The sequence below is a fragment of the Faecalicatena contorta genome (assembly GCF_021531895.1).
Classification (GTDB): domain Bacteria; phylum Bacillota; class Clostridia; order Lachnospirales; family Lachnospiraceae; genus JAFBIX01.
The window spans coordinates 1-12619 of sequence record NZ_JAFBIX010000013.1; the positions used below are offsets into that span (position 1 = coordinate 1).

The window sequence follows — 12619 nt, forward strand, 5'->3', positions numbered from 1 at the left end:
GAATCTATTCGCTTACACTGGAGGCGCTACGTTGGCGGCAGCGGCAACAGGTGCAAGTGTGACACATGTAGATGCCTCAAAAGGAATGGTTGCATGGGCAAAGGAAAATGCTGCTTCTTCTGGCCTTTCTGACAAACCGATTCGCTGGCTGGTAGATGACTGTGTAAAGTTTGTAGAACGTGAGATTCGAAGAGGCAATCATTATGATGCAATCATCATGGATCCTCCATCTTATGGCCGCGGTCCAAAAGGCGAGATCTGGAAGATCGAAGATGCTATTCATCCGCTGATTAAATTATGTACACAGATTCTGTCAGATCAGCCACTGTTCTTTCTGGTCAATTCCTATACGACAGGACTTGCACCGGCGGTTCTTACTTATATGTTAGGGACAGAATTAAAACAATTCCATGGAACCGTAGATTCTCAGGAAATTGGGCTTCCGGTCACTCACTCAGGTCTGGTTCTTCCCTGTGGAGCTTCCGGCCGCTGGGAAGCACGCTAATCAAAGCTTAGGAATTGGATTCCACAAATATAAAAGGCAGCTACCTTTGTCATGGTCATCGATCAGACATTGGCATCTGCCTTTTTATTCTACTTTATATTAATCATTCTTTTTCTACTTTTCAATTTTTCCAAGATTCCGATCACACCCAGAAGTGTATCACATGTTCCATACAGAAGAGCGTCGATTTCTGGTGTCGGAGCTACAAGATCCGGTATCATGATTGGCTTCATGCCAGCTGCATATGCGGCACGGATACCTGCCGGTGCATCTTCCAGCGCAATACAGTTCACAGGATCTGCACCAATGCTGTCACAAGCTTTCAGGTAGATCTCGGGATCCGGTTTTGCATGCTGCACCATATCCCCAAAGACTCCAGCATCAAAAAAATCATATATCTTAGCCGCTTTCAGATTTTTTAAGGCATACTCTTTCCGAGAAGAAGTTGCTATCGCCATTCGATACCCATTCACCTTCCCATATTCCAGCAATTTTCTTGCACCGTTCTTCATAGGAAGACCTTCTTCATTTACTATCTTATAGAACCAGATTCTTGCCTGCTTTGCAAACTCCTCGCACGGGAAATCCTCCGCAATTGTATTGCGAAAATAATGATTTCTTCCTGCCAGATTCATCCCCAACGTATGGTATATCGTCTCTCCCATATGTTCCAGTCCGAGCTGATTGCCGGCTTCTTCCCAGGAACGCTGTACAATTCGCTCAGAATCAAACAGAAGACCATCCATATCAAACACAATTGCTTCTATCATAGATCCGTCATCCATCAGAACTCTATGCCACGTCCAAGGGCATCTTTCAGATAACTTGATACATCTTCCAGCTTACGGATAATTTCCATCTTCTCTTCCCACTCGTCGCCTTCCATATCCTTATTCACCAGACATTGCTGAATATGCTTTACTTCTTTAATCAGTTCTTCTGTCATAGGAATACCCCCTTTTGCTCAACGTGATCTGTCATCATTTACATTTATAGTATACCATACTTTTCTACTTATTGCCCGTTCATTTCCTTACAAAATACATATCGTGGCAAACCGCCGTATTTTTCAGTCTCAAGCAAAATCTTGTAGCCTAATTTCAGAAAATTATTCACACTATATCTGTTTTCCGGATGGGCAGTTCCCATTAGATAACGATATCCTTGCTGCAATACGATATCTTCTCCTGCTGACATCAGCTGTCTCTGAATTCCTCTTCCTGTATATTCTGGAAGTACCGCTGCCGATTCCATATGTGCGACCATCAAGCTTTCCTGTTTTGTCAGATTCAAGTATTCTCCCAGATTATCTTTGGCGTCTTTCGGATAACGAACCAAAAGAAATCCTGCTGTCTTTTTGTCTATCAGCGCTTTTAATACAAAACCTTCTTGGTCTATATGTCTTCTTACATAAGCTTCATCATCCATGCTGTACCACTTTGCATCCTCGACCAGCCGACTGGCCGTTGTCATAATCTTCATAATCTCTGGAACATCCGCCTGTTCTGCATAACGGATTTGAATTGTCTGCTCCATCCTCTTCTCTCCTCTAAATCTCATCTCCTATAAGTACCAGCATATCTCCCTCCACAATCCGGCTCTCTCCTGTGGGTGCAAAAGAATGTCCCTTACGTTTTATCAAAACAATTCTTGAATGTGGAAGTTCCAGTTCATTCAACTGCCGGTTGTTCCACTTATGTTTCTTGTCGACATAGACCTCTTTCATTGCAATTGGCCGGGACCCCTGATATTCAACGGCACTCATAATTAATATATCTTCTTCCTCCAGAATTGTACTTCCCCTTGGAATGACCTGCTCTTCTCCTCTTCGGATATATGCAATCCGCATCTGTGGCGGCAATATTATACTCTGTATCTGCCGGCCGATCCATTCATGCCCTTTTTCAAGCGTCAAGGCTACAAACTGCAGTGAAGATTCTTCCGCATAATCATTGAATGTCTTCATGACATCCTGACTGTTGTCGATCATATGCAATCTTCTGGATATCAAAGGAAGTAATGAACCCTGTACTCCAATTGAGAGAAGTACTACACAGAATACAATATGAAACACATCATTCTTCGTATATGCATCATCCACCGTTACCATAATTGCAAATACGATAGAGGCCGCACCTCGAAGCCCTGCCCAGGAAACGACTGACTGCTGAGAGAGATTAGAGCGAAAAACCGATAACAATGGGCATACTGCCAATGGTCTTGCAATAAACGTAAGAAATAGGAATATTGCAATTGCCGGGAGCAGAATTGATGGCATTTGTGATGGAAATGCAAGTAACCCCATCAAAAAGAATACCAGCATCTGCATCAATCCTGTTGCACCGTCAAAGAAATGTACCATTCGTTTTTTATCCGGAAGGGTTACATTTCCCAACACAAGTCCCACAATGTAAGTACTTAGATAACCATTTCCGCCGAGTAAAGACGGAAATGTATACGCCATCAATGCAATCGCAACCACAAATATCGTGTCAAAACCAGAAGTTTCAAAATCAATGTGTCGAATCGCCCACATACCAATCCAGGCAATCAACATCCCTACAATCAGTCCCACTAAGACTTGCTGCAGCACTGTTGTCATAATACTTACCGGCGTACCGCTCTCTCCACGCATCACAGATAGAATAAGCACCGTCAACATATATGCCCACGGATCATTACTTCCACTTTCCAACTCAAGAAGAGAGGCTGTTCCATATTTTAAATTCAATTGCTTGGATCGCAGCACCGAGAATACTGAAGCTGCATCAGTAGAACTCAAGACCGCTCCAATCAGAAGACTCTCCAGCCATTCGAAATGAAGCATATGATAACAGAATACTCCGACAAGAAATGCTGTTATAACAACACCCAAAGAAGACAACATAAGAGCTTTTGGTGCAACTACCCTTGCCTCTTTCCAATTGGTGCCAAACCCACCATAGAACATAATAAAAATCAACGCGATCGTACACACCCGCTCTACCAAAACAAAATCATCAAAATGTATCTTAAAGATTCCATCCGAGCCAAAAGCAACTCCAAGCAAAATAAACGCCAGAAGCACGGGAACCCCCATTCTATTCGATAATTTGTTACATAATACACATGTCACAATCACAATGGACACAAGCGCAAGTAATATAAGCATTCAGCCACCTCCATCCTTATTTTAACATATATAATATCAGAAAGAAATCCAATTTTACTCCTCTGATGATTTATGTTAGAATAAGGTACATGATGAGAAAGAGAGGTACTTTACATGAAATTAATGATTGCATCAGATATTCATGGTTCCGCATATTATTGTAAAAAAATGATAGAAGCTTACCAGAAAGAACAGGCAGACAAATTATTGCTGTTGGGGGATATTCTATATCATGGTCCCAGAAATGATCTGCCGAAGGATTATAATCCAAAAGAAGTAATTGCTATGCTGAATCCTTTGAAGCAAGAATTATTGTGCGTTCGGGGTAATTGTGATACCGAAGTGGATCAGATGGTTCTGGAATTTCCGATTCTGGCTGACTATTGCTTTCTGGAATTAGACGGACAGACAATCTTCGCCACACACGGGCACCATTTCAATCCACAGAATCCGCCGATGTTAAAAGACGGGGATATCTTGCTGAATGGTCACACTCATATTCCGGCTAACCAGAACATGGGCGATTATATCTATATGAATCCTGGCTCTGTATCCATTCCAAAAGGAAACTCCGCCCATGGATACATGATCTATGACGGAGCTTTTATCTGGAAAGATCTGGATGGTAATATCATCCCTGTCTAGGTTCCTCACATTCGACTAAATGTCTTGTTCTTTTACTGCTTTTTCGTAATAAGAGAGAGTATTGCGATCAAAGCACACCATCTGCACTACTTCGATTTCCGGATGCTCTGTGCAAAAGCTGCAGATGGCACTTACCGCAATCGGTGCCGCTTTTTCTAACGGGAAACCATAGATTCCTGTACTGATTGACGGAAATGCAATACTTTTACATCCAGCATCGACTGCCAGTTTCAGACAGTTTTCATAACAATTATGGAGCAATCTCTCTTCGTTATGCTGTCCACCATGCCAGACTGGCCCCGGCGTATGAATCACGTATCTGGCCGGAAGCCGGTAGCCCTTTGTAATCTTGGCTTCTCCCGTCTTACATCCACCCAGAGTCCGGCATTCTTTTAAAAGCTCTGGGCCAGCCGCCCTGTGAATTGCTCCATCTACGCCGCCTCCGCCAAGCAGAGACGTATTCGCCGCATTTGCGATTGCATCACAGGTACTCTTGGTAATATCTCCTAACACTACTTGCAACTTCATTTTCTATCATCTCCTACTATTGTTTTCTGGTTTCTTATGCCTTCTTATGAAAGATCTTCTTATGTAAATCCTGCATTCCACCAATCAACATCGTCAGATAACGAAGCACCGGTTCTGTTGCAATTGAAAATACCACAAACAGCATGATACATTTCGTAGACATTCCTGTAATTGCAAATAAATCTGGCAGGAATATGCTGCAGGCCAGCAACCCGATGACGCAGCCTACCCATATCACAATTCGAAATACATTAAACGGTTGACAGATTCTATACAGAATCATAAATCCGACAATTGCAAGCAGCATCGTAGCTGCTGTTGAGATGTCGGTTGCACCTACTGCAAAGATCTGCCCAAATACTACCAGAGAACCTACTGCCAGAACATCCGTAAGAGCCGCCGGCAATGCCTTTAGAATTACATTTGGCAAAAAATGACCTTTAATAAGATCCTTATTCGGCTGCAATGCCAGGAAGAACGCAGGAACTCCTATCGTAAACATACTGATCAAAGATACCTGCGAAGGTTCCAGCGGATAAGTAATCATAAATACCACGGAGAACAAGGACAGCAGGAAAGAGAAGATATTCTTCACAAGGAACAGTGTTGCTGAACGCTGAATATTATTAACCACACGTCTTCCTTCCAACACAACGGATGGCATACAGGAAAAATCCGACTCTAACAATACCACCTGAGATGCCTGTGCTGCCGCATCGCTTCCTGACGCCATAGCCACACTACAGTCCGCATCCTTAAGTGCAAGTACATCATTGACTCCATCGCCAGTCATTGCGACTGTCTTGCCCTGCTTCTTTAAAGCCTGTACAAACTGCCGCTTCTGTGCAGGAGTTACCCGTCCGAATACCGTATATTTTGCGACCGCACGCTCCACATCTTCATCTGTTGTAAGCGTTGTTGCATCTATATATTCCTCTGCATTCTCAATACCTGCTTCTTTTGCAACTTCAGATACTGTCATAGGATTATCTCCAGAGATGACCTTTACTTCCACTCCCTGCTCTGCAAAGTAGGCAAATGTCTCTGGTGCTTCCTTTCGAATCGGGTTTGCAAGAAGAATATACCCCAGCGGTAGAACCTTCTCTGTCAACTTCGTTCCTTCCAGCGTTCCTTCATATGTTCCGAAAACCAACACACGATAGCCACGCTTTGCATAAGTCTGAATCTCCAGCCGATAAGTCTCATAGTCCTCACGCAGCACAAACTCTGGCGCTCCCAGTACGTAAGATTTTTCCTCAAACACGACTCCACTGTATTTCGTCGCAGATGTGAATGGAATTGTACGAACTGCAACAGCTCCGGTTCCATCTTTAAAATATTCTTTCAGCGCTTCCATCGTACTGTTATCACTGCCCATGGCCTTGACAAAGTCTCCGACCAATTTTTCCAGTTCTGGTGTTGTCTCCTTATCATATAATTGGGTCGGAACCAACTTCTTCACACTCATCGAATTCTCTGTAATAGTTCCTGTCTTATCTACACACAGGACATTTACACGAGCCAGTGTCTCAATACTTTTCATATCATGAAGCAGCACCTTCTTCTTCGCCAGACGCATAGCACTTACAGCCAGAGCAACACTGGCCAAAAGATACAATCCTTCCGGAATCATGCCAATCACTGCCGCTACCATGGAAGTTATGCTATTGCGGAATGTCTCTCCATTAAAGAAGAATCCCTGAACGAACAACACAATTCCAATTGGAATCAGTGCCACCCCCACACACTTGACCAGTTTATCCAATGAACGAATCATCTCCGACTGTTCGCCCTTTTGCATCGCTTTCGCTTCCAACGTCAATTTTGAAATATAAGAATCCACTCCTACTGCTTCCAGCCGGGCATGGCATTGTCCGGCTACCACAAAGCTCCCGGACATCAGATGCTCTCCGCATCTCTTGATAATCTCGTCCGATTCGCCGGTAAGCAAAGCCTCATTAACCCGCACTTCTCCTTCCACAACGACTGCATCTGCGCAGATCTGGTTGCCACTTTTAAATAGAACAATATCGTCCAACACTAATTCTTCCGAATCCACAACTGATTCTTTACCCTCACGTACCACACTGGCATGCGGTGCATTCAGCATATTCAACTTTGCCAATACATTCTTCGACCGGATCTCCTGAATAATACCTATTAAAGTATTAATGATGATCACCGGTAAAAACGTAAGATTCCGAAAAGAACCCACCAGGCAGAGTAGTATTGCCAGCACCAGAAATATCAAGTTAAAATATGTAAATACATTCTCATGTATAATTTCCTTAGTAGTCTGCGCCGGAGGATCTACGGACAGATTCGACCAGCCTCCATCTCTGTGCTCCTGTACCTGCCTGTTTGTAAGGCCTTCTGTATATACCGGCTGGTAACGAGTCACCGGAGTTCGTTCTACTTCATAATCATATTCCCTTTCCTGTACTTCCTGTCTAGACTTCCACTTCATATAACGGCCTCCTCACATGTATGTTAATAATTATACGCCAGGGAAATAGAGAATTCTATAAACATATTCTTAAAAATGTATTATGCTCCTCACTTCTTCCATCTTCGCCACCGTCTCAGGATTGGAATATGGGATTCTATTGATCAGGCGGTCTACATAGTTTTGTTCTCTTATGATCTGAAATGTCGCTTCGTAATTGATATCAAAAAAATATGCCAGATAAGATACCCAGTAATCCATCTTTGTTTTTCTGGTCTGAGAAAGAATAGATTCTTTTCTATAAACTTGTTCCATGACTTCTGGACTGATCTTCGTCTTTCCTACTTCTTCAGCAGAGACTCCCAGCATGGTCTCAATTGGATCTTCCAGTTTGACACGGCAATTATCAAGCTTATCTGCATCCCGGATAATACGGGCATGCATAAGTTCTCGGGAATCTTCGATTCCTTCCAGCTTATAATCACTATGTTTTGCAATAGCCGTCCTTATAATAGAATCCCACGTATTATCCTGCACAAACTGACGAATCATTCCTTCTTCGAACAATATCTGCACACCAAAACTGGCGTGGTCCATGGTATTCGGTTCAAAACTGTTGTATCGTTTCAACTGTTCGAATCTTCCCATATCGTGTAGCAAGCCTATCAGTTGTGCCAACTGCCTATCTTCTTCTGGCAGTCCCATTCTCTGGGTAATCTGGCGACTACATTCTACCACGCCATATGTGTGCACAATCTTCAACCGTATCTTGTCATCGTCCCTGTCATAATGGTTCAGATAACATTCAAACTGCTTTTTTGCATATTGTAAATCCATCATGTTTCTCTACCCTCTTCTGTATCATTAATATGACAACATAGTAATTAATAATTCTCAACAGTGATTCTTGGTTACCTGCAAATAACTTGCAAAAAACGTTCCCCGTATTTTTGTAGTTTGAATTCTCCCACTCCACTGATTCGCAGCATTTCTTCAAGATTCGCAGGATGCGCAGCACTCATTAAGGCAAGTGTTTTATCCGAGAAGATCATATATGGAGGCACCTTTTCTTCCTCGGCAATCTCCCGGCGGAGCACACGAAGAGTTTCAAAGAGCTCCAGATCCTTTTCCGAAAGCATAGCAGCAGCTCCGGCTTTTTTCCTGCTTCCCCTCTTCTGCTTTCTTCCTGACACTTCTTCTTGTTCTTTTTCTTTTGCAAGTTTCATCACAAGTGTACGATTATTCTGCTGGAATTCGGCTGACTTCCTCGTCGTCTGAATGACCGGATACTGGTCACCGGACAATTCCAGATACCCCTGATACATTAATTCCTGTATGATCTGTCTGAGTCTTGCCACTGTTATCTGTGACAAAGTTCCATACTCCGGATTCTGATTCAATCCTTTGGAGAGAATCTTCTGATTCTTCGCGCCACGCAGAATATCAATAATTGTAGAAACACCATAGTTCATTCGATTTGCATCCATACAATGAATAATGGCTCTTGCCTCATTGGTAATATCAACCTCTTCAAACTGAGTCATACAATTCAGACAGTTTCCACAATACCCCGAACTATTCTCTCCAAAATACTTCAATATATAATGGCGCAGGCACTCGGAGGTAAAACAATAGAACGTCATCTGCTTCAAACGCTCAATATCCCGTTCTTTTACAAGCTGGCGTGTGAATTCGTCTAACTCTTCATTATCTTCTCCATTTTCTATAAAAAAACGATTCGTACGCACATCCATGGGTTCATAATAGAGGATGCATTCCGCCGGTTCTCCATCTCTGCCGGCTCGTCCCGCCTCCTGATAATAGCTCTCCATATTCTTCGGCATATTATAATGAATCACAAAGCGCACATCCGACTTATCAATCCCCATACCAAATGCATTGGTTGCCACCATAATCTGACGTCTGTCATAGATAAAGTCTTCCTGATTCTCTTTTCGTTCCTCATCACTTAATCCGGCATGATATCTCGTAACGGAAAATCCTTCCTTTCTCAATCTATAGCAAATGTCTTCCACATTTTTTCTGGTAAGGCAGTAGATGATCCCACTGCTTCCCGAGAACTTTTTCTCCCTGTCTTTCAGATAATGTACCAGTTCTTTGTACTTATCTACCGGCTTTTTTACTGCAAAATACAGATTCTCTCTGTCAAATCCAGTCGTCATCACGTATGGATTCTGCAACTCTAGAATATCCATAATGTCATCACGTACATCTTCTGTTGCAGTTGCCGTATAAGCTCCAACCACAGGACGATATGGCAGTTTCTTTAGAAATTCCATAATCTTCAGATAACTGGGGCGGAAGTCTTGCCCCCACTGAGAGACACAATGTGCTTCATCCACTGCCAGGAAGGAGATATGCACATTTTCAGATAACGCAAACTCAAGAAATCCTTCCGTCTCCAATCGTTCCGGTGCTACATAGATAATCTTATAACGACCTTCTTTTGCCAGGCGAAGCGCTTTCACGTATTGTCCCATTGTCAGCGAACTGTTCAAAAACGCCGCATGGACTCCTGCCTGATTCAGTGCTCCGACCTGATCCTTCATCAGTGAGATCAAAGGAGAGATGACCAGGGTAATGCCTTCCATCATAAGTGCTGGGATCTGAAAGCACATCGACTTTCCAGCTCCCGTAGGCATAATTCCTAAAACATCCCGTCCCTTCAGGACAGAATCAATCAATGGGCGCTGCCCCTCACGGAACGTGTCATATCCAAAATATTGCTTTAATATATCTATCGGTTCCATTTTCTTTTATTCATTCTCCTTTTGACTATTTCCTCCAATTCCAGTATAATGCCCCATAGGTATATGTTCAAAGGAGGCGAAATCATCATGAATATGAACTTCAATCAGATTGCAATGATTCAAAAAATAAAAAGCTGTATTGACCGTTTCCGCGCCAACCATCCCAAATTTCCTTTATTTATAAACGCAGTATCCAGGGAAGCTCTGATGGAAGGAACAGTGATTGAGATCACAGTCACAACACCAGAGGGAAAGAATTATTGCTCAAATATCAAGTTAAAACAAGACGATATGGAGCTTGTTGAAACTTTGAAAAGCATGAATCTGAATCAACCATAAGCTTTGACAGAAAGATGGCAAGTAATCATTACGATTCACCTGCCATCTCTTTTTATTCCAGACTTGCAAAAAACAATTCATAGAAGTCATCTTCACTTTCCAACATCGGTGAATTCTCTCCGCCTCCATTGGTACTTCTTTTCATAGAAGCATGAAATTCCTCCCCGGCGCTGATCAGTTCCATCTCATAGATCTCATATCCCAATTCCCTGCATGTCCTGCAAAATGCAGCTACCGGATCTGATTCTGTCCGCGTTGCAAGCAATTGCTTTTTAAGTTTCTCATCTTTCAGAGCACGATTCTGTAATTCATCCAGCATTCCTACAATATCTGCCATAACCATCCTCCTATACACTTCTTATGAACTTACTCTACTCCATTTTTCGCACAGATATCTTTCAGACAGCATTTCTCACAATACGGCTTGGTTCGTGCCGTACAGACATCACGCCCATGGTATACCAGACGATGACAGAAGTCACTGCCTTCTTCCGGCGGAATGATCTTCCAGAGTGCCATCTCTACCTTTTTCGGTTCTTTTATTCCATCTACAAGACCGATTCGATTTACCAGACGGATACAATGTGTATCTGTTACAATTGCAGGCTCACCAAACACATCTCCCATGATAAGGTTCGCACTCTTTCTTCCTACACCTGGCAGCTTAAGCAATGCGTTAAAGTCTTTCGGGACTTTCCCGCCGTACTCTTCTTTCAGCATCTTCATACAGGCACTGATATCTCTCGCCTTACTTTTTCCCAATCCACAGGGTCTTACAATCTTCTCGATATCCTCAACATCTGCCGCAGCCAGTGCATCTATATCCGGATATTTCTCATACAATCCTTCTACCACGACATTGACCCGGGCATCCGTACATTGAGCCGCAAGACGGACACTGACCAGAAGCTTCCATGCCTGATCATAATCCAGAGTACATCCCGCATCCGGATATTCTTTTTTCAAACGTTCGATAACTTCCAGTGCCAATTCTGCTTTTGTCATATTTCCTCCTAATTTATAAATGCATTCTTAGATCTCTATCAGTTCGTATTCCTGTGTTCCAAGTCCAATCTTCTCTGCATGTTCCAGACACACTTTCCAGTTTGTAGTCGGTGCAGAATCAATAAAATGATCATGATGCACATGCGGCATCTGATCCAGCTGACTTCCGGCAATCACCGGCATCCGATTCACTGCATCTGCACAGGCACGATCCAGCGCTACTGGGTCAAAGGATGCGAACATTCCTACATCCGGCACGATTGGAATATCATTTTCTGCATGACAGTCACAGTTCGGAGATACATCAATTACCAGACTCACATGAAAATGTGGACGATCCTTCACCACTGCCAGACTGTATTCGGCTATCTTCTTATTTAAAATATCATTGGATTCATCCCCTGCCGGACAGACTGCATCCTTTGGACAGACACCAATACATCTGCCACAGCCAACGCACTTATCATGATTAATAGATGCCTTGCCACCTGTAATAGAAGGTGCATCATGTGCACAGATACGGATACAATTACCGCAGCCCACACATTCTTCCTGTTCCACATATGGCTTTCCTGCACTGTGCATCTCCATCTTTCCAGCTCTGGATCCACAGCCCATGCCAATATTCTTAAGTGCTCCGCCAAAACCGGTAGCCTCATGTCCCTTGAAATGATTCAACGTAATGAATACATCTGCATCCATGACTGCACGTCCAATCTTCGCTTCTTTAACATATTCTCCGTCTACAGGTACCAGTACCTCATCTGTACCCTTCAGTCCATCAGCGATCAACACATGACAGCCTGTAGAAAATGGAGAAAATCCATTCTGATACGCAGAATCCAAGTGATCCAGTGCATTCTTTCTACCACCGACATATAAAGTATTACAATCTGTAAGGAATGGTTTTCCTCCCAGTTCCTTTACCATATCTACAATGACAGCTGCATAGTTTGGACGTAAAAATGCAAGATTCCCCGGTTCTCCAAAATGCATCTTAATTGCCGCATATTTATCTTTAAAATCAATCTCCTCAATACCTGCAGTACGAATCAGGCGTTTTAACTTCTGTGGCAGATTCTCATTGAACGATGCTTTCATATTGGTAAAATAAACTTTTGATTTTTCCATATCGCTTTCCTCCATAATATTTAGCTTGTCATTAATCATACCACAATTCCCTGTTTTCAGCTATAGTTTCAGGGAAATCCTTTGGCCCTTTAAAATTT

14 protein-coding genes are annotated in these 12619 nt (G+C 42.9%); 3 read left to right on the plus strand and 11 right to left on the minus strand.

The window, feature by feature from the left end:
- Window positions 1–505: class I SAM-dependent methyltransferase (locus tag JQM81_RS06305; protein WP_235232691.1), on the plus strand; the 505-nt coding region annotated here is incomplete at its 5' end.
- An 89-nt stretch (window positions 506–594) separates the two neighbouring features.
- On the opposite strand, the gene JQM81_RS06310 is transcribed toward JQM81_RS06305, so the two are convergent.
- The 4 genes from JQM81_RS06310 to JQM81_RS06325 form a co-directional block, all read right to left on the minus strand.
- Window positions 595–1275, minus strand: coding sequence for an HAD family hydrolase (locus tag JQM81_RS06310; RefSeq protein ID WP_235232692.1), 681 nt, complete (start codon window positions 1273–1275; stop codon window positions 595–597).
- Between the two features lie 14 nt (window positions 1276–1289).
- Window positions 1290–1451 carry a hypothetical protein gene (locus JQM81_RS06315; RefSeq protein WP_235232693.1) on the minus strand — a complete coding sequence of 54 codons (162 nt, stop codon included), beginning with the start codon at window positions 1449–1451 and terminating at the stop codon, window positions 1290–1292.
- A 68-nt stretch (window positions 1452–1519) separates the two neighbouring features.
- Complete coding sequence (locus JQM81_RS06320; protein ID WP_235232694.1) at window positions 1520–2041, minus strand: GNAT family N-acetyltransferase; 522 nt, start codon at window positions 2039–2041, stop codon at window positions 1520–1522.
- Window positions 2042–2054: 13 nt separating this feature from the next.
- Complete coding sequence (locus JQM81_RS06325) at window positions 2055–3656, minus strand: potassium/proton antiporter (RefSeq protein ID WP_235232695.1); 1602 nt, start codon at window positions 3654–3656, stop codon at window positions 2055–2057.
- Between the two features lie 114 nt (window positions 3657–3770).
- Between JQM81_RS06325 and yfcE the strand changes: the two genes are divergently transcribed.
- Window positions 3771–4301, plus strand: a complete 531-nt coding sequence (gene yfcE / locus JQM81_RS06330; RefSeq protein ID WP_235232696.1) for a phosphodiesterase — start codon at window positions 3771–3773, stop codon at window positions 4299–4301.
- Between the two features lie 15 nt (window positions 4302–4316).
- Here yfcE and JQM81_RS06335 read toward each other — a convergent pair whose 3' ends face one another.
- The 4 genes from JQM81_RS06335 to recQ all read right to left on the minus strand — a co-directional run bounded on the left by JQM81_RS06335 (window position 4317) and on the right by recQ (window position 10046).
- The gene (locus JQM81_RS06335) at window positions 4317–4829 is read right to left on the minus strand and encodes an O-acetyl-ADP-ribose deacetylase (protein ID WP_235232697.1); all 513 of its coding nucleotides are present in this window, start codon (window positions 4827–4829) and stop codon (window positions 4317–4319) included.
- A 34-nt stretch (window positions 4830–4863) separates the two neighbouring features.
- Window positions 4864–7296 (minus strand): cation-translocating P-type ATPase, encoded by a 2433-nt coding sequence (locus JQM81_RS06340; protein WP_235232698.1) that lies wholly within the window; start codon window positions 7294–7296, stop codon window positions 4864–4866.
- Window positions 7297–7365: 69 nt separating this feature from the next.
- Complete coding sequence (locus JQM81_RS06345; RefSeq protein ID WP_235232775.1) at window positions 7366–8112, minus strand: HD domain-containing protein; 747 nt, start codon at window positions 8110–8112, stop codon at window positions 7366–7368.
- Window positions 8113–8186: 74 nt separating this feature from the next.
- Entirely contained in the window at window positions 8187–10046 is a 1860-nt protein-coding gene (gene recQ, locus JQM81_RS06350; RefSeq protein WP_235232699.1) for a DNA helicase RecQ, read from the minus strand.
- A 93-nt stretch (window positions 10047–10139) separates the two neighbouring features.
- Here recQ and JQM81_RS06355 point away from each other — a divergent pair, with 93 nt between their 5' ends.
- Window positions 10140–10385 (plus strand): hypothetical protein, encoded by a 246-nt coding sequence (locus tag JQM81_RS06355; RefSeq protein WP_235232776.1) that lies wholly within the window; start codon window positions 10140–10142, stop codon window positions 10383–10385.
- 52 nt (window positions 10386–10437) lie between these two features.
- Here JQM81_RS06355 and JQM81_RS06360 read toward each other — a convergent pair whose 3' ends face one another.
- From JQM81_RS06360 to JQM81_RS06370, 3 genes are read right to left on the minus strand one after another with little or no spacing between them, the layout of a single operon-like run.
- Window positions 10438–10722 (minus strand): hypothetical protein, encoded by a 285-nt coding sequence (locus JQM81_RS06360; protein WP_235232700.1) that lies wholly within the window; start codon window positions 10720–10722, stop codon window positions 10438–10440.
- Between the two features lie 29 nt (window positions 10723–10751).
- Entirely contained in the window at window positions 10752–11390 is a 639-nt protein-coding gene (locus JQM81_RS06365; RefSeq protein ID WP_235232701.1) for an endonuclease III domain-containing protein, read from the minus strand.
- 27 nt (window positions 11391–11417) lie between these two features.
- Window positions 11418–12521: a DUF362 domain-containing protein gene (locus tag JQM81_RS06370; RefSeq protein WP_235232702.1), complete on the minus strand. Its 1104-nt coding sequence runs from the start codon at window positions 12519–12521 to the stop codon at window positions 11418–11420.
- Between the last annotated feature and the right edge of the window lie 98 nt (window positions 12522–12619).